General features: G+C 72.0%; 12 protein-coding genes. 8 read left to right on the top strand and 4 right to left on the bottom strand.

Going from position 1 to position 18,027, the window contains the following annotated elements:
* The first annotated feature begins 163 nt into the window (after positions 1–163).
* From AB0B76_RS31675 to AB0B76_RS31650, 6 genes are all read left to right on the top strand, one after another.
* Positions 164–1,372 (top strand): sensor histidine kinase, encoded by a 1,209-nt coding sequence (locus tag AB0B76_RS31675; RefSeq protein ID WP_360382343.1) that lies wholly within the window; start codon positions 164–166, stop codon positions 1,370–1,372.
* Positions 1,369–2,043 carry a response regulator transcription factor gene (locus AB0B76_RS31670; RefSeq protein WP_360382341.1) on the top strand — a complete coding sequence of 225 codons (675 nt, stop codon included), beginning with the start codon at positions 1,369–1,371 and terminating at the stop codon, positions 2,041–2,043. The genes AB0B76_RS31675 and AB0B76_RS31670 overlap by 4 nt, the downstream gene beginning before the upstream one ends.
* A 91-nt stretch (positions 2,044–2,134) precedes the next feature.
* Complete coding sequence (locus AB0B76_RS31665; RefSeq protein WP_360382339.1) at positions 2,135–2,914, top strand: ABC transporter ATP-binding protein; 780 nt, start codon at positions 2,135–2,137, stop codon at positions 2,912–2,914.
* Between the two features lie 5 nt (positions 2,915–2,919).
* Complete coding sequence (locus AB0B76_RS31660; protein ID WP_360382337.1) at positions 2,920–5,481, top strand: ABC transporter permease; 2,562 nt, start codon at positions 2,920–2,922, stop codon at positions 5,479–5,481.
* Positions 5,482–5,728: 247 nt separating this feature from the next.
* On the top strand, positions 5,729–6,484 hold the full coding sequence (locus AB0B76_RS31655; RefSeq protein WP_360382335.1) for an ABC transporter ATP-binding protein: 756 nt from the start codon (positions 5,729–5,731) through the stop codon (positions 6,482–6,484).
* A 5-nt stretch (positions 6,485–6,489) separates the two neighbouring features.
* Positions 6,490–9,042: an FtsX-like permease family protein gene (locus AB0B76_RS31650; RefSeq protein WP_360382333.1), complete on the top strand. Its 2,553-nt coding sequence runs from the start codon at positions 6,490–6,492 to the stop codon at positions 9,040–9,042.
* A 154-nt stretch (positions 9,043–9,196) separates the two neighbouring features.
* On the opposite strand, the gene AB0B76_RS31645 is transcribed toward AB0B76_RS31650, so the two are convergent.
* Entirely contained in the window at positions 9,197–9,835 is a 639-nt protein-coding gene (locus AB0B76_RS31645) for an HAD family phosphatase (protein ID WP_360382454.1), read from the bottom strand.
* Positions 9,836–10,019: 184 nt separating this feature from the next.
* Complete coding sequence (locus AB0B76_RS31640; RefSeq protein ID WP_360382331.1) at positions 10,020–10,982, bottom strand: 2-dehydropantoate 2-reductase; 963 nt, start codon at positions 10,980–10,982, stop codon at positions 10,020–10,022.
* A gap of 80 nt (positions 10,983–11,062) precedes the next feature.
* Between AB0B76_RS31640 and AB0B76_RS31635 the strand changes: the two genes are divergently transcribed.
* A complete protein-coding gene (locus AB0B76_RS31635) occupies positions 11,063–12,277 on the top strand; it encodes a pyridoxal phosphate-dependent aminotransferase (protein ID WP_360382329.1) in 1,215 nt (404 codons plus the stop codon).
* A gap of 2 nt (positions 12,278–12,279) precedes the next feature.
* Here AB0B76_RS31635 and AB0B76_RS31630 read toward each other — a convergent pair whose 3' ends face one another.
* On the bottom strand, positions 12,280–15,342 hold the full coding sequence (locus AB0B76_RS31630) for a hypothetical protein (RefSeq protein ID WP_360382327.1): 3,063 nt from the start codon (positions 15,340–15,342) through the stop codon (positions 12,280–12,282).
* Between the two features lie 16 nt (positions 15,343–15,358).
* On the bottom strand, positions 15,359–16,240 hold the full coding sequence (locus AB0B76_RS31625; RefSeq protein ID WP_360382325.1) for a PAC2 family protein: 882 nt from the start codon (positions 16,238–16,240) through the stop codon (positions 15,359–15,361).
* A 147-nt stretch (positions 16,241–16,387) separates the two neighbouring features.
* Here AB0B76_RS31625 and AB0B76_RS31620 point away from each other — a divergent pair, with 147 nt between their 5' ends.
* Complete coding sequence (locus tag AB0B76_RS31620) at positions 16,388–18,019, top strand: hypothetical protein (protein ID WP_360382323.1); 1,632 nt, start codon at positions 16,388–16,390, stop codon at positions 18,017–18,019.
* Positions 18,020–18,027: the final 8 nt, after the last annotated feature.

Here is an 18,027-nt window from a genome sequence, read left to right as displayed (position 1 = left end):
GCCCCCGCGCCGGTCCGAGTTGGGCGTGGCCGGCGGCGGGCGGGTCCGACTTTGCGGTTGCCGGGGTGCCGCTGCGAATGATGCCGTCTCATCCTTGCGGAGGAGGGCTCCGTCGCGCGCGGCGATGAACGTGGTTGGCTCGCGGGCCTATACCGTCGATAGCGTGCGCAGGGTCAGGGAGTTGCTCGGGCGGCGCGGGAGCGCGCTCGCTCAGGACGTTGCGCTCGCGCTGCTGCTCATGAGCGTCAGTGCGCTGCTCGAGTCGCTGGCGCGGCGGGCGTTCGGGGTCGTCGACCTTCCGGCTCAGCTCGTCTACGACTGCATCGGGATGGTCGCCGTCGCGCTGCGGCGGCGGGCGCTCTGGGTCGCCATCGGGTGGACGTCGCTGCACATTCTGGTGCCGTTCGCCGGGCAGCTCGAACTCGTCGACGGCGGGCTCGGTGTCATTGTCGTCACCTATACCGCCGCCGCTTATCTGCCGATCCGGGCCGCGATTCTTGCCACCGCCGCCATGTGGGTGCCCGGAATGACGCTGGCGATGGTTGTCGGCCGCACCGGGGCCAGCGCATTCTATCCGGACACCAAGATCTTCTTCGTATTCAACGCCATGAGTGCGCTCATTTGTTTCACCGTCGGGCGGACCGTGGCGACGCGGCGCGCCTATATCGCCGCGCTCGAGGATCGGGCCCGGACGGCCGAGACCACGCAGCGGGCGCTGACCGAGAAGGCGGTGGCCGAGGAGCGGCGGCGCATCGCGCGGGAGCTGCACGACGTCGTCGCGCACCACGTCAGCGTCATGGGGGTGCTCGCCACCGGGTCGCGACGGATGCTCGGGCGGGACCCGGCCGCGGCCGACGAGGCCCTCGCGACGATCGAGGAGACCGGGCGGACGGCGCTGCGGGAGATGCGGCGGCTGCTCAGCGTGCTGCGGACCGAGGCCGAGCCGGCCGGCGAGCTCGCGCCGCAGCCGGGGCTGGCCGGGATCGAGGGGCTGGTCGAGCAGATCCGGGAGGCAGGGCTGCCGGCCACGCTGCGGGTCGACGGGGAGCCGGGCATGCTCGACCCGGGGGTCTCGCTCACGCTGTACCGCATCGTGCAGGAGGCGCTCACCAACGCGCTCAAGCACGCCGGGGCCGCCACCGTCGAGGTCCGGCTGGCCTTCACGCCGGCCGACGTGACCGTGGAGATCTGCGACACCGGGCGGGGGCCGCAGCTCGGGACGGCGGCCGTCGGGCACGGGTTGCTGGGGATGCGGGAGCGCGTGATGTTGTACGGGGGGACGCTGCGGACCGGGCCCCGGCCGGGCGGCGGATATCGTGTGCATGCCCGTATTCCGATCGAGGTCCCCGCAGAGAGGCAGTTGGCGAGTTGACTCAGGCGCGTCCGATCCGGCTGTTGCTCGCCGATGACCAGCCGCTGCTGCGCACCGGGTTCCGGATGGTGCTCGGCGGGGAGCCCGACCTCGACATCGTGGCCGAGGCCGGCGACGGGGTCGAGGCCGTCGAGCTGGCCCGGCGGCTGTTGCCCGACGTGGTGCTCATGGACATCCGGATGCCCCGCATGGACGGAGTCGCGGCCACCCGCACGATCGTCGACGCCAAGCTGCCGGTCCGGGTGCTCATCCTGACGACGTTCGACCTCGACGAGTACGTCGTCGGGGCGCTGCGGGCCGGGGCCAGCGGGTTCCTCGCCAAGGACGTGCCCGCCGACGACCTCGTGATCGCCATCCGGACCGTCGCCGCGGGCGAGGCCGTGGTGGCGCCGCGCATCCTCAAGCGGCTCCTCGACAAGTTCGCCGACACGCTGCCCGACCCGGCCGCCGAGCCGCCCCACGACCTGCGGGTGCTCACCGACCGGGAGCGGGAGGTGCTCGTGCAGCTGGCCAAGGGGCTGTCCAACGCGGAGATCGCGCGGGCACTCTCCGTGAGCGAGACGACCGTCAAGACGCACGTGGGGCACGTACTGACGAAGCTCGGTCTACGCGATCGGGTGCAGGCCGTCGTCCTCGCGTACGAGACGGGACTGGTCCGGCCCGGGTCCTGAGGTCGTTCCCAGGAACGAGGGATCTCGTGCGCGGCGGTCTTAGCGTGAGGTGGACAAGGTAGGGGCACCACCTCACGAGGGGAAACCGAGGGTGACCACGAACGTCACGACCGGCAACGGCATCGCCGCGCGCGCGGTCGACGTGTGGAAGGTGTACGGCAGCGGCGAGGCTCAGGTCATCGCGCTGCACGGGGTGAGCGTCGAGCTCGAACGCGGCCACTACACCGCGATCATGGGCCCGTCCGGGTCGGGCAAGTCGACGCTGATGCACACGCTGGCGGGCCTGGACTCGGTCACGCGCGGGGACATCCTGATCGGTGACACGCGGCTGACCGGCATGTCGGACAAGGCCCTCACCGACCTGCGCCGCACCAAGGTCGGGTTCATCTTCCAGCAGTTCAACCTGCTGCCGACGCTCACGGCGGAGGAGAACATCCTCCTGCCGCTGTCGATCGCGGGGCGCAGGGCCGACCCGGCGTGGTACGACACCGTCATCAAGACGGTCGGCCTCGGCGACCGGCTCTCGCACCGGCCCAGCCAGCTCTCCGGCGGCCAGCAGCAGCGCGTCGCGTGCGCGCGGGCCCTGGTCTCGCGGCCCGAGGTCATCTTCGCCGACGAGCCGACCGGCAACCTCGACTCGCGCTCCGGCGCCGAGGTGCTGTCGTTCCTGCGCAACTCGGTGCGGGAGTTCGGGCAGACGATCGTGATGGTGACCCACGACCCGAACGCGGCCTCGTACGCCGACCGGGTCATCTTCCTGGCCGACGGCCGCATCGTCGACGAGCTGCGCGACCCCACCGCCGACGCGGTGCTCGACAAGCTCAAGGGCCTCGACAACGCCGCCGGCCGGCTCGCGGACGAGGTGGCCTGACCGCCATGCTCAAGGCGACGCTGAAGAGCCTCCTGGCGCGCAAGCTGCGGCTGACGCTGTCGACCCTCGCGGTCGTGCTGTCGGTCATGTTCGTGTCCGGTTCACTCGTGCTCACCGACACGCTCGGGCGCACCTTCGACAACCTGTTCGCCAACATCTTCACGTACACCGACGTGCAGGTCTCGGCGAAGCCCGCGGTCGCGGCCCAGCAGGGCGGCGGCGGGGCCACCGACCCGACCACGCCGATCGCCGCCGCGACGGTGGACAAGGTCGCGGCCCTGCCCGGGGTGGCCAAGGCCACCGGCGGGGTCTTCCTCAACGGCGCGACCCCGATCGGCAAGAACGGCAAGGTCGTGGTCAACCAGACCGGCCAGCAGTTCGGCGGGAGCTGGAGCGGCGAGGACGACCTGGTCCACCTGTACCAGGGCCGCGGGCCGCAGGCCGACGACGAGATCGTCGTCAACAACGGCCTGGCCAAGACCGCGAAGGTCAAGGTCGGCGACACGATGGACGTGATCACCCGCGACCAGCAGCGCGCGACCTACCGGATCGTGGGGCTGATGCAGTACGCCGGCGGGCGTGACTCGATGGCCGGCGAGAGCGCGGTCTTCTTCACCACCCGCCAGGCCCAGTCCGCGATGCTGCAGGCGCCCGGGCAGTACAACGCCATCGACGTCAAGGCGGCGTCCGGGGTCAGCGACGAGCAGCTGCGCGACACCGTCAAGGCGAGCCTCGGCGGCCAGTTCGAGGTGCAGACCGGCAAGGAGCTGTCCGAGCAGTCCAGCCAGGGCATCAAGGACATCCTGAAGTACTTCAACTACGTCCTGCTCGGCTTCGGCGCGATCGCGCTGCTCGTCGGTGTGTTCCTGATCCTCAACACGTTCTCGATCATCGTGGCCCAGCGCACACAGGAGCTGGCGCTACTGCGGGCGATGGGCGCGGCGCGGGGTCAGATCCTGCGTTCGGTACTGCTGGAAGCCGTCCTGATCGGCATCATCGGCTCCGTGTTCGGCTTCCTCGTCGGGCTCGGCCTCGGGGCCCTCGGCGCCCAGCTGTTCGTCGGCCTCGCCGACGGCGCCCAGGTCGCCGGCCTCGGCTTCCCGATCTCGGCGGTCATCGCCTCGTTCGTCATCGGCATCGGCGTGACGATGGTCGCCGCCCTCATGCCGGCGGTGAAGGCGTCGCGGGTCGCCCCGATCGCGGCGATGCGCGAGTCGGCCACCCCCGACCGGCCGCTGACCAGGCTCACCATCTCCGGCGCGATCGTCACCGCGCTGGCCGCCGGGGCGCTGGTCTGGGGCCTGAGCGGGGCCGGCGGCGCCACCCTGGCGCTGGTCTTCGGCGGCGTGCTCGGCGTGCTCATCGGCGTCGCGCTGCTGACCCCGATCATCTCCCGGCCGCTGGTGGCCGCGCTGGGCTCGGCGCTGTCCTGGTCGGTGCCGGGCAAGCTCGGGCGGCGCAACTCCTCGCGCAACCCGCGCCGCACGGCGATCACCGCCGGCGCGGTCATGATCGGCATCGCGATCGTGACGGCGATCAGCACCATCTTCACCTCGCTGTCCACGGCGCTCGGCGACACTCTCGACAAGGACCTCGCCGCCGACGTCGTCGTGCTCGGCCAGCAGACCAACGAGATCCCGCCGGTCCTCACCGACGACCAGCTCAAGGGGCTCCAGCAGCTGCCGGACGTGCGCACGGTCGCCGCGTTCAGCGCCGACGCGGTGCAGATCGACGGCAAGCAGGAGTTCGTCACCTCGTACCTGGACCCGGCCGCGGTCGCGACCGTGCTCAAGCTCAAGACCGACGAGGGGCGCATCGACCGGCTCGGGCCCGGCGAGTTCATGGTGGACCGCAAGACCGCCGACTCCCGCAAGTTCAAGCTCGGCAGCACCATCGCGGTGACGTTCGGCAAGGGCCAGCAGAAGACCCTCACGCTCGTCGGCATCAGCGGCCCGACGAACGTCGGCGGCGGCATCGTGGTCGACTACGCCGACGCGAAGGAGGGCTTCGCCTTCCCGCAGGCGTGGCAGGCGTTCCTCGCGGTCAAGGACGGCGCGTCGGTCACCGCGGTCAAGGACGAGGCCAACACCGTGGTCAAGGACAACCCGAAGGTCCAGGCGTACACCAAGGACGAGTACATCAGCAGCAACCAGCAGCAGTTCGACGTGGCCCTCGTCATCGTGCAGGTGCTGCTGCTCATCGCGCTGGCGATCTCGATTCTCGGCGTCATCAACACGCTGCTGCTGTCGGTGATCGAACGCACCCGGGAGCTCGGCCTGCTGCGGGCGGTCGGGCTGCGGCGCGGCCAGACCTGGCGGATGGTGACGACCGAGTCGATCGTCATCACCGTCTTCGGCACCGTGCTGGGCCTGGCGGTCGGGGCCGCGCTGGGCGCGGCGATCGTGACGGCGCTGAAGGACGTGCTCGGGTTCGGAGCGGTCACGCTGCCGTGGATGCTGATGGTGGTGTACTTCATCGCCTCGATCGTCATCGGCGGCATCGCGGGCCTCATCCCGTCGGTGCGCGCGGTGCGCCTGAACGTGCTCGGCGCGATCGCGTACGAATAGCGCTCCGGAACGTCGGGCCGCGGTCACCTCGGGGTGGCCGCGGCCCTTTTTCTGCGCGTCTGAGAAAGCTGTGAGTACCGTTTCGGGGTTGTCCCTGACATCGCCTAAGGGATGCTCCCCCAACCGCCCCGTCCCGGCTCGGGGCTGCTCCCCCAGCGCAATATCGGTGGCCGCTACTACCCCGCGGCGGACGATTCCCGGCCCGATCGCCGAGAAGATTCAGGCACACCATTCACCAGGGGGAATCATGACTGCATCGGTTGCGACGCGCACCGAGGTGGCCGCGCGGGCGGTCGACGTATGGAAGGTCTACGGCTCCGGCGAGGCGCAGGTCAACGCCCTCGCGGGCGTGTCGGTGGAGCTGGAGAAGGGCCACTTCACGGCCATCATGGGCCCGTCGGGCTCGGGCAAGTCGACGCTCATGCACTGCCTCGCCGGCCTCGACGCCGTGACGCGCGGGCAGGTGTACGTCGGCGACACGAAGATCACCGACCTGTCGGACCGGGGGCTGACGAACCTGCGCCGCAACAAGGTCGGCTTCATCTTCCAGCAGTTCAACCTGCTGCCGACGCTCACGGCCGAGGAGAACATCCTCCTGCCGCTGTCGATCGGCGGGCGCAAGGCCGACCCGGCCTGGTACGACACCGTCATTGACACGGTCGGCCTGCGCGACCGGCTCTCGCACCGCCCGAGCCAGCTCTCCGGCGGCCAGCAGCAGCGCGTCGCCTGCGCCCGGGCCCTGGTCTCGCGGCCCGAGGTCATCTTCGCCGACGAGCCCACCGGCAACCTCGACTCGCGCTCCGGCGCCGAGGTGCTGTCGTTCCTGCGCAACTCGGTCCGCGACTTCGGCCAGACGATCGTCATGGTGACCCACGACCCGAACGCGGCCTCCTACGCCGACCGCGTCGTGTTCCTCGCCGACGGCCACATCGTCGACGAGCTGCACGCGCCGACCGCCGACGCCGTCCTGGACCGGCTCAAGCGCCTCGACAAGGTGGTCTGAGCACCATGCTGAAGGCCACCCTCAAGAGCCTGCTGTCGCGCAAGCTGCGGCTGGTGCTCTCCGGGCTCGCGGTCGTGCTCGGGGTCATGTTCGTGTCGGGCGCGTTCGTGCTCACCGACACCCTCGGCCGCTCGTTCGACAGCCTGTTCGCCTCCGCCTACGCCGGCATCGACGTGCAGGTCACCAAGAAGCCGCCGCTGGGCGACGCCGGGTTCGACGGCCCGCAGCAGCAGAGCACCGGCATCCCCGCCGCCTTCGCGGACAAGGTCAAGGCGGTGCCCGGCGTGGCCGCGGTGACAGCCCAGGTCGGCGCCGACGGGGCCCGGGTCGTCGGCAAGGACGGCAAGGTCGTCACCACGTTCGGCCCGCCGCGCCTCGGCGAGAACTGGACCGGCGAGACGGACCTGCTCAAGCTGCGCGAGGGCCACGCACCCGCCGCCGACAACGAGATCGTGGTCAACGCGGCCACGGCCAAGGCGGCCGGGATCAAGGTCGGCGACCAGGTCGGGGTGCTGACCCTGCAGCCGAAGAAGACCTTCACGCTCGTCGGCATCTTCGGGTACAGCGGCGACCGTGACTCCATCGGCGGGGCGCTCGAGGTCATGTTCACCACGCCGGTCGCCCAGGAGCTGATGCTCGGCCAGCCGGGCGCCTTCAGCAGCATCGACGTGAAGGCCGAGCCCGGCGTCACGCACGCGCAGCTGCGGGACCGGATCGCCGCGATGGCCGGGGCCGACTACAAGGTCCAGACCAACGCGGAGATGCAGGCCGCCACCAGCAAGGACTTCAAGGCCGGCCTCGGTTTCTTCAACAACATCCTCATCGGCTTCGCCGGCGTGGCGCTGTTCGTCGGGACGTTCCTGATCCTCAACACGTTCTCGATCATCGTCGCCCAGCGCACCCGGGAGCTGGCCCTCATGCGGGCCCTCGGCGGCAGCCGCGGCCAGACGCTCGGCTCGGTGCTCACCGAGGCGGTCGCGATCGGGCTGGTCGCCTCCGTGCTCGGGCTCGCCGCCGGCGTCGGCGTCGGGGTACTGCTGGCGTGGCTCTTCGGCAACCTCACGGGCGTCGCCCTGGCCTCCGTCGGCGTGCCCGCCGCCGCGGTCATCAGCGCCTTCGTGGTCGGTCTGGTCGTGACGGTCGTGGCGGCGGTACTGCCGGCACTGCGCGCCAGCCGCATCCCGCCGATCGCCGCGCTGCAGGAGGTGGCCACGCCCGACCGGCCGCTGACGAAGCTCACGGTCAGCGGCGCGGTCGTCGGCGCCGCCGGCGGCACCCTGCTGGGCCTGGGCCTCAACGGCACCGGCAGCGGCAACACCACCCTGTTCCTGATCCTCGGCGGCGTGCTCGTGACGTTCATCGGCGTCGCGCTGCTCACCCCGCTGCTGGCCCGCCCGGTCGTCAGCCTGCTCGGCCGGCTGTTCTCGTGGTCGGTGCCGGGCAAGCTGGGCCGGCTCAACTCGGGCCGTAACCCGCGCCGCACGGCGATCACCGCGGCCGCGCTCATGGTCGGCCTGGCCCTCATCACCGGCGTCAACGTCATCCTCGCCTCGGCCAAGTCGAGCCTGACCCAGCAGGCCGCCAAGGACGTCACCGTGGACCTGATCATCTCCGGCGACGGCGACCAGAACGGCCCGGCGACCTTCGACCCGGCCGTGATGGACTCGGCGGCGCACATCTCGGGGGTCTCCAGCGCGGCGTCGGAGTACTGGGAGTACGGGCAGGTCGGCACCGAGCGCCACAGCGTCTCGGCGGTGCCGGACCTCCCCGCGTGGGCCGGCATGTTCAAGCTGACCCCGCAGCAGGGCGCGCTGCAGTTCACCGGCAAGGACCAGGCGGTCGTCGACCCGGACACCGCCAAGGAGCACGGTTACACGGTCGGCCAGAGCGTCGACATGCAGTTCACCCACGGCGACGTGCACCACGTGACGATCGTCGGCATCTACACGAAGAGCAACGTCGCCGGCGGCATCATCGTCTCGAAGGACCTGATCCCGGACTTCCGGGTGCAGCAGCCGTCCTGGGGGTACCTGAAGGTCTCCCCCGGCACCGCCGTCGCCGACGTCCAGCGGCAGGTCGACACCCTGCTCAAGGACAACCCGGAGGTGTCGGTGGCCAACCGCGCCGAGTACGTGGCGGCGCAGTCGGCCCAGTTCGACCAGCTCCTCACCATGATCCAGGTGCTGCTGGCACTGGCGATCCTCATCGCGGTCCTCGGCATCGTCAACACCCTGGCGCTGTCGGTGCTGGAGCGGACCCGCGAGCTGGGCCTGCTGCGCGCGATCGGCATGCGGCGGGCGCAGACGATGCGCATGGTCACCGTGGAGGCCGTGGTCATCTCGGTCTTCGGCGCCCTGCTCGGCCTGGGCGTGGGCATCGGGCTCGGCTCGGCGGTGGTGCACGCGCTCAAGGACGACGGCTTCACGCGCATGGCGTTCCCGTGGACCCAGATGGGCACGTACCTGGTGCTGGCGGCCCTGGTCGGCGTCGTGGCCGCGGTGCTGCCGTCGATCCGGGCCGCGCGGGTGAACGTCCTGCAGGCCATCGCGCACGACTGACCGGTACATCGGGGGTGGACGCCCGCGGCCTTGAGGGGTCGCGGGCGTCTGTATTCCCGGCTCGCTGCCGCTCGCGGCGGGGGAGCTTCGCTCCACCCGCACCCCCTCAACACCTGCACCGCCGCGTCACCGGCGAGCACGTTCGGCCCGCGCCTCAGGCGACCAGCTTGCGCAGGTAGTCGACGTCCACGTCGAGCAGCGAGCCGATCAGCGTGACGCCCTCAGGGTCGAGGGCGACCTCGCACGGCACCGCCAGCACCGCACACCCGGCCGCCCGCGCGCTCGCGATCCCGTTGGGCGAGTCCTCGACCGCGACACAGTTCGCCGCCTCGGCACCGACCATGGCCGCGGCGGTCAGATACGGCATCGGGTGCGGCTTGGTCCGGTCCACCTCGTCCCCGGCCACGACGGCGTCGAAGTGCCCGGCGCCGATGGTGAGCAGCGCGACGTCGACCAGGTGCCGGTGGGTGGCGGTGACCAGCGCCAGCGGTACGCCGGCCGCCTTGAGCGCCCCGAGCAGCTCCTTCGCCCCCGGCCGCCACGGCACCCCCGCGCGCAGCAGCTCCTTCACCCGCTCCTCGAGCCATACGACGCTCACGTCCATGGCCGCGCGGGTCAGGGGCAGGCCGAGGTCCTCGTGCAGGATGCGCATCGAGTCGGTCATGTTGGTGCCGACCATGGCGCGCCGGGCCTGGACGGAGAGGGTACGGCCGTAGTGGGCGGCGAGCTCGTTGAGGCCCACCTCCCAGATCTTCTCGCTGTCGACGAGCGTTCCGTCCATGTCGAAGAGCACCGCCTGCATCGCCACGGTTCCGGATCCTGCCCGCCGCGGGTTGCCGCTTGCCGCTCGCCGCCCGCTTACGTGCGCAAACTCACGACACGCCGGGTGATCGGGCGGTCCGCAACCGACCGGAACCCGTTTCGAGCGTGGTGCCGCACCGACGCCCGCGCCGGCGGTCTGAGCCGAAAGCGGTGGACTACCGCACGTCGTCGATGGCGGCCCGCAGCTGCGCCGGGGACAGCGCGCCCGGGGCCGTCCCGGACCGGGCCGCGTCCACCACCAGCCGGCGCGCCGTTTCGTTCGCCGGCGCCGGTACGCCGTGCAGCCGCCCCAGCAGCACGATCTCGCCGTTGAGGTAGTCGGCCTCCACCGCACCGGTCCCGCGCGCCAGGCTCTGCCACGTCGAGCCGCCGCCGCGCATCTGGCCGGCCACCGGTACCAGCTGCAGGATCTCCCCTCGGCGCTCCCGGTCCTCCTCCGCCGTGGCGTAGGCGATGCCCGCCGCCCGCAGGACCGTCTCGCCCTCGGCGCCCAGCAGCGCCGCGACCTCGTCGATGCCGTCCACCCGCCCGCAGAGGGCCTCGACGGCGTTGCCCAGGTTCATGAGCAGCTTCGTGTACTTGCGGCGCATGATGTCGGGCCGCGCCTCGGCGACGAAGCCGGCCTTGACCAGGTGGGCGGCGATCTCGCGGGCGGTGTCGTCGACTCCGCCGGGTACCCGGCCGATGTCCAGGATGCCGGGAACCGGCGCGCACTGGGCCACCACCACGCCCGGCTCGAGGTGGGCGGAGGGCAGCATGACGCAGATGCCGTACACGTCGGGGAAGAGCCGTAGCGCGGCGCGCTCGTTGGCGACGCCGTTCTGCAGGCACACCACCGGCACGTCGCGCGGCAGCTGCTCCAGGACGGCCTGGGTGTCGTTGCTCTTGACGGCGAGGACGGCGACGTCGCCGGGGCGCCAGCCGACCTCGGCCGGGGCCGCGTACGCGGGCAGCCGATGCCGCGTGTCGCCGTCCGCCTCGCGCAGCAGCAGGCCGTCGCGGCGGATCGCCTCGAGGTGGGCGCCGCGCGCGACGAGCACCACGTCCGCGCCGGAACCGGCGAGGCGCCCGGCGACCACCCCACCGACCGCGCCCGCACCAATGATCACAAATCGCACGCCCCGACGGTACCTTCCGCGGGGCCACATCCTGAGATTTGGCTACCGTCGCCGTCGACCGCAGGCCGTAGGGTGCCTGCATGCAGGTGACTCAGTCCGCGAAGCTGGCCAACGTCTGTTACGACATCCGCGGACCGGTCATGGCCGCCGCCAAGCGCATGGAGGCCGACGGCCACCACATCCTCAAGCTCAACATCGGCAACCCGGCGCCGTTCGGCTTCGAGGCGCCGGAGGAGATCCTGCAGGACGTCATCCTGAACCTGCCGGCCGCGCACGGGTACGGCGACTCGAAGGGGCTGCTGTCGGCCCGGCGCGCCGTGGTGCAGTACTACCAGCAGAAAGAGGTGTACGGCGTCGACATCGAGGACGTGTACCTCGGTAACGGCGTCTCCGAGCTCATCGTCATGTCGCTGCAGGCGCTGCTCGACAACGGCGACGAGGTGCTCATCCCCTCCCCCGACTACCCGCTGTGGACGGCGTCGGTCTCGCTGTGCGGCGGCAAGCCCGTGCACTACGTGTGTGACGAGTCCAACGAGTGGATGCCCGACGTCGAGGACATCGAGGCGAAGGTGACCCCGCGCACCAAGGCGATCGTGGTCATCAACCCGAACAACCCGACCGGCGCGGTGTACAGCCGGCAGATGCTGGAGCGCATCGCCGAGGTCGCCCGGCGCCACGACCTGATCGTCTTCTCCGACGAGATCTACGACAAGATCCTCTTCGACGGGGCCGAGCACACCTCGACCGCGGCCGTCGCGCCCGACGTCTTCACGATCACGTTCAACGGCCTTTCCAAGGCGTACCGCGTGGCCGGCTTCCGCACCGGCTGGATGGTCCTGGCCGGCCCGAAGGCGCACGCGACGAGCTACATCGAGGGCCTCGACATACTGGCCAACATGCGCCTGTGCCCGAACGTGCCGACGCAGCACGCGGTGCAGACGGCGCTGGGCGGGTACCAGTCGATAAATGATCTGATCCTGCCGGGCGGACGCCTGCTGGAGCAGCGCGACGTGGCCTGGAAGATGCTCAACGACATCCCGGGCGTGTCGTGCGTGAAGCCCCGCGGCGCGCTGTACATGTTCCCGCGCATCGACCCGCAGGTGCACCCGATCAAGGACGACCTGCGCTTCGCCCTGGACTTCCTGAAGGCGGAGAAGGTGCTTGTCGTGCAGGGCACCGGGTTCAACTGGCACCACCCGGACCACTTCCGCATCGTGACCCTGCCGCGCGTGGCGGACCTCGAGGACGCGGTGACCCGCCTGGGGCGTTTCCTCAGCACCTACGTGCAGGACTGAGCTCAGATCCCGCGCCGGAACACCTCGGCCTCGTCGTCCTCCTGCCGAGCGTCCCGGGCGTACGTCCTGGCCAGGTTCAGCAGGAGGCGGCGGGCCCGGGGGTAGTCCGCCGCCTGCCGCGCAAGCTCCCGGCAGTCCTCGGCGAGCGCCCGCTCCTGCTCGCCGCCGTCGGTCAGGCCGCGGCTCGTGACGCCGCGCTTGTTGAACAGCCCGCGCCAGACGGCGCGGTCGAGGTCGTCGCGGCCGACGTCCTCCAGCACCTCCCAGACCGGGTCGGGGGGCGAGGGCAGTGCCACCGCGAGCACCCGGCCGATCTCGGCGTCGCCCAGCGCCGCCAGCCCGGCCGCCGCGAGCAGCTCGCGGGCTCGCACGACCCAGTCGCGCAGCACGGCGACGTCCACCGTGCCGTCGCCGGCGGTGCCGGGGCACCCGGCCCAGGCGTGCAGCGCCCGGTAGGCCGGGTCCGATCGGGCGGCCACCAGCCCGGCGAAGAAGTCGGGGTCCGTCCCGAGCCGGGCCGACGTCGCCGGCAACGAGGCCCCGTAGCCGAGCCGGTCGGCGAGGCCCAGTTCGACGTCGGTGAGGCGCGCCAGCCCGATCGCGTCCCGATGCCGCCAGAGCAGGTCGACCACCGCCTGCAGCAGGTGCGGCCGCACCCAGCCGCCGGCCGTGCGGAACCCCTCCGCCGCGATGAGCGCCTGGGCCGCGATGTCCGGGGAGTCGAACCGGCGGGCGTACACGGCGATCAGGTTCAGCGCGGCGTCGAACCGGCCGGCGCCGTTGAGCCCGGCGGCGGCCTCGGCGACGCCGTCGAAGTCGCCGCCCAGGCCGTACGGCGAGAACCCGGCCCAGTAGGCATCGGCGGTCCCGGAGTCCAGGCCGGCCAGCTTGCTCCAGGCCCAGCGCGGATCGCCCGCCGCGAGCAGGATCGCCGCCCGCCGAGGTGCGTCGCCGGCGCGCAGGAGCAGGTCGTCGCGGCGCGCGGGTTCCTCGCGCATCCGGGCGGCGTAGTACCCGGCGGCGAGCTCGGGGCGCTCGCCGGCCAGCCAGAGCATGAGCTGCTGCTCGTCGTCCTGCGCCGGGAGGGCCGCCCCGACCGCCGCGGCCGCGTTCGTGTCGTCGGCGAGCGCGGCCGCCGCGTCGAGACCGCCCTCGGCCAGGATCTCGCGGGCCGCGCCGGCCCGCCGCCGGGCCAGGTCGCCGGGGTCGGCGACGCCGTTCGGCCAGTCGTCGGCGAACATCCAGCGATGCCGGTCGGCGGCGCGGCCGGGCCGCAGCGCGGCGGCACGGCCGGCCAGCGCGTCGACCTCCGCGGCGGGCAGCGCCCAGGCCGCGTGCGCGAACTCGCGGTGGCGGGCGACGAGGTCGCGAAGGGCCTCGTGGAGCTCGCGCCGCATCGGGTCGTCGGGAAGGTCGAGCTTCGCCAGTGCCCCGGCGAACGCGGTGCGCTCCTCCAGCGACATCCCGGCCATCCGGGGAATGAGCCGCAGGCAGCGCGCGGGGTCGGTGCCCGCGTCGTCGACGGCCAGGCCGGCGACGTCCCGCAGGCCCTGACCGGCCTCGTCCGCCGACGCCACGGCCGGGGCCGGCCAGGCGCGGAACCGCGGCCGCGGATGGACGGTCCGGATCACGTGACCGTCCGGCAGGAGGTCGAGCAGGAGCGTCCGGGTCACCGCCGGTTGGCCTCGCAGGAGCCGGCGCAGCTCCCGCAGCCGCACGGGCCGGGCCGCCTCGGTCTGCGGGAACAGGCAGTCGAAGATCCGGGCGAGGGAGTTCGCCGGCCGGTTCGACAGCGGGCCGCCCGGGTCGACCGCGGCGAGCCGGGCCAGGATCTCGACCGCCGGGCCGAAGTACCCGGCCGGGCCGGCCAGCATCTCCAGCGCCCACAGGACCGGCGGATAGGTCCGGTCCTCGGCGAACATGCCGGTATGCCAGTCCGGCGAACCGGACAACGCGGTCAGGAACTCCTCCGGCGCCGCCTCCGCCAGCAGCTGGATCACGTCCGTGAGCGCGGCCCAGCGCCCGGCCGGGGCGCCGGCCAGCAGGTCCCGCACGATGAGGCGGGCGGCGTCGGCGATGAGGCGGGGACCGTGGCGAATGTCGCCGCCGTGGACGGCCATCAGGACCAGGGTCTCGGCGACGCCGCGGCGCAGCGCCGCGGAGCCGGCGACGGTCCCGCCGAGCACGCCGGTGGCGAGCGTGGCGAACGCCGCGAGGTCGTCGTCGTGCAGCGCGCCCATGATCAGGACGAAGGCGTCTTCGGGGGCGTTGAGGTACCAGTGGTCGTGCAGGCGCCCGAGCAGCGGGGTGTCCGGGTCGGCGGCCAGGCGATGGGCGGCGTCCGGCAGCCCGGCCGGGGTCAGGCCGGTGAAGCCGGCGACGAGGTCACGGTCGGCCTCGATGAACGCGCCGAGCAGGGCCAGGCGGCGGGTGGCGCGGTCCGGCTCGGTGGCCCAGGCGGCCTCCGGATATCCGGGGTACCGGGTCAGGGCGCGGCGAAGCTGTTCGAGGCCCCGCCGCGCGAGCGTTCCCAGGGCCCGCGCCCGGGCTGGTGACAGCCCGCCCGCGGTCAGGAGGCCGGCGACGTCGTCGCCGTTCACCCGCGGTACCTGGACGGACGGGCGGGCGACCTCCCGGCCGTACAGCAGGAACCGGCGCGGACCGCCGACCGGCAGTTCGCGCGGCCTCGAGCCCGCGGCGAGGACGACCAGGGACGGCCCGGCCGGCGCGGCGGCGAGCTCCGCGGCGTCGTGGACGAACACCGCCCGGTCCCGCCCCGGTCCGAGCGCCGCGGCGATGAACGCCTTGAGCTCGAGCGCGCTGAGATCACCCTGCACGGCGTGCAGGGCCTGGCCGTCGTCGAGGACGGCGCGCAGCTGCGCCGCGGTGTCCTGCCGGCCCGCGAGCACGATCTCCTCGGTCAGCGGCGGGTCGGTCAGGGGCAGCCAGACCTGCGACCACCACTGGTCCAGGGTCGGCAACGCCGGCGCGTTGAAGATCTGGGTGTTGTGGTCGCCGACCTGGATGCCGGCGCTGTGGGTGATGTCGACCGAGAATTCGGACATGTACGACCGGAGCGGACTACCAGGCGCCGGTGGCCGAGGGGCCCGCCTGGCCGCCGCGGCGGCGGAGGTACTTCTCGAACTCCTGCGCGATCTCGTCGCCCGACAGGGGCTGCAGGCCCGCGTCGCCCGAGCGCTCCTCCAGCTCCCGCACGTACTCGGCGAGTTCGGCGTCCTGCTCGGCGGCCTGCTTGAGCCGCTCCTCCCACTCCGCCGCCTCCTTGGCGAGGTCGCCCGTCGGCACCGGCAGGTCCAGGATCTCCTCGACGCGGTGCAGCAGGGCCAGGGTCGCCTTCGGGCAGGGCGGGTTGTTCGCGTAGTGCGGCACGTGCACCCAGAAGGAGACGGCCTCGAGGTCGGCGCGCACGCACGCGTCGTGCAGGACGCCCACGATGCCCGTCGGGCCCTCGTAGCGGGTCGGGATGAGGCCCAGCCGCTCGGACGTCTCCGTCGAGGCGCCGGCCGGGGCGGTGCCGCTCACCGGCAGCGGGCGGGTGTACGGCACGTCGGCGAGCAGGGCCCCCAGCAGCACCACGCGGCTCACCTCGAGGGAGTGGCAGACCTCGAGGACCTCCTCGCAGAAGGTGCGCCAGCGCATGCTCGGCTCGATGCCGCGGATCAGGACGATGTCGCGCTCGGCGTCGGGCGGGCGCGCGACCGAGAAGCGGGTCGTCGGCCACTCGATGCGCCGGGTCTCGCCCTCCGACATCACGACCGTCGGCCGGTTCACCTGGAAGTCGTAGAAGTCCTCGGGGTCGAGCGAGGCGATGGTCTCCGCACCCCACTCCTGTTCGAGATGCTCGACGACGGCGGTCGACGCGTCGGCAGCGTCGTTCCACCCTTCGAACGCGGCAATCGCGACAGGGGAGCGCAACACGGGCAGGCCGTCGAACTCGGTCACGAGACCCAGCCTACGTGGATGCCCGCGCAATGGCCCGTCGACCGCGCCCGGAGGACCCAGACGAAAGTGGATACCGAGGGCTACCGGGCCCGGGTGATTGTCACGCCCAGTAGCAGAGCGCCCAAGATCTCCCGATAGCATCCGGGAATGCGAAACGGACGCAGGCCCTGGCTGCTCGCCTTCTCGGCGTTCTTCCTGGTCTTCGGGGCCTGGTGCTTCGCCGCACCGTTCGACGGGCCGGCGGACGAGGTCCAGCACACCATCCGCGCGGCCGGGGTCGCCTCCTTCGACCCGGGGCAGATCTTCGCGCGGCCGAGGACCGTCCCGGACGCGTTCGAGAAGGACGGGATGGGCGCCTACCAGCGGGTACCCGTCGGCATGGACGCCCACGCCGTGTGCTTCGGGTTCAAGCCCCAGGTGTCGGCGGCCTGCTCCAAGGGGTTGCAGGGCGGGCCGGTCGGCGAGGTCAGCACCAGCGCCGGGCGGTACAACCCGCTCTACTACTTCGCCGTCGGCGTGCCGCTGCGGCTGTGGCCGAACTGGGGCGGCCTGGTCGTCGCCCGGCTGATCAGCTCGGCGATCTGCGCGGCCCTGCTGGCCTCGGCGTTCGTGTCGCTGCTGCGCTGGAGCCGGTTCGGCCTGGCCGCGGCCACGCTGCTCGGCGTGGCCACCCCGATGCTCGCGCACCTGGCCGGCGGCGTGAACCCCAACTCGGTCGAGATCGCGGCCGGGATCGCGTTCTTCGCGGCCGGCATACCGCTGCTGCTGGAGCCGCCTGACCTGGTACGCAAGCGATCGTTGATCACGCTGCTGGGGATCAGCTCGGTGCTGCTGCTGACGCTGCGCTCGGCCGGGCCGGCCTGGTTCGCGTTCGCGTTCTTCGCCCTCGCGGTGCCGGTGCGGTGGAAGTGGCTGCGGGAGTACTGGCGGCTGCTGCGCGTGAAGCTGTGGGTCGGCGGCGTCATCCTGGCCGCGGTGCTGTCGGCGGCCTGGATCGTGGGCATGAAGACCGGCGAGCTCGTCCCGCCACCCCCCGGCCTGTACCAGTACAAGACCGGCGAGGCCATCGCGATCTACGTGAACAGCTGGTGGGTGTACATCGAGGGCATGATCGGCGTGGCCGGCTGGTTCGACGTGCTCATGTGGGCGCCGTTCTACGTCGTCTGGGCGCTGCTCGTCGGCGGGCTGGTCTTCCTCGGCGGGGTCTTCGGCGACTGGACGACGCGGTGGCGGTACCTCGTCATCCTGCTCGGTGGCGTCGCGCTGCCCGGCATGCTGCAGGTCAGCCAGGCCAACATGACCGGATTCATCATCAACGGCCGGTACATGCTGCCGCTGCTGGCCGGCCTGCCGCTGCTCGCGGCGTGGACCCTCGAACGGCGGCTGTTCGACGCGGCCCAGTCCCGCACCCTGACCCGCACGATGATCATCTTCCTGCTGCCGATCCACTTCGTGCTGCTCGTCTGGGCGATGGTGCGCTGGCAGCGCGGCCTGCCCAACAGCGCCGGGCTCGGCTGGTTCAACCCCCTCGCGGGCGAATGGCACCCGGCGACCGGCTCGGTCACCCCGCTGCTGATCATGGTCGCCGGCCTGGTCTTCACCGCCGCCGTGTTCTGGCGGGTGTCCCACGGGGAGGCGCCGGCCGAAGCGCCGGTCGCGAAAAGTACTGCTGGAAGTGACCCCCTGACCACGGAAGTTCCCAGCCAGCGGGAGTTGCATTCCGATACGTGGCAGGAATCGCGTCCGCCCGGGGCGGAGTCGGCCCCCGGAGCCCGATAGCCTTTGGG

Source organism: Dactylosporangium sp. NPDC049140, from assembly GCF_040648435.1.
Note: the sequence above shows the minus strand (reverse complement) of the source record. Positions and strands in the feature narration are given on the sequence as shown.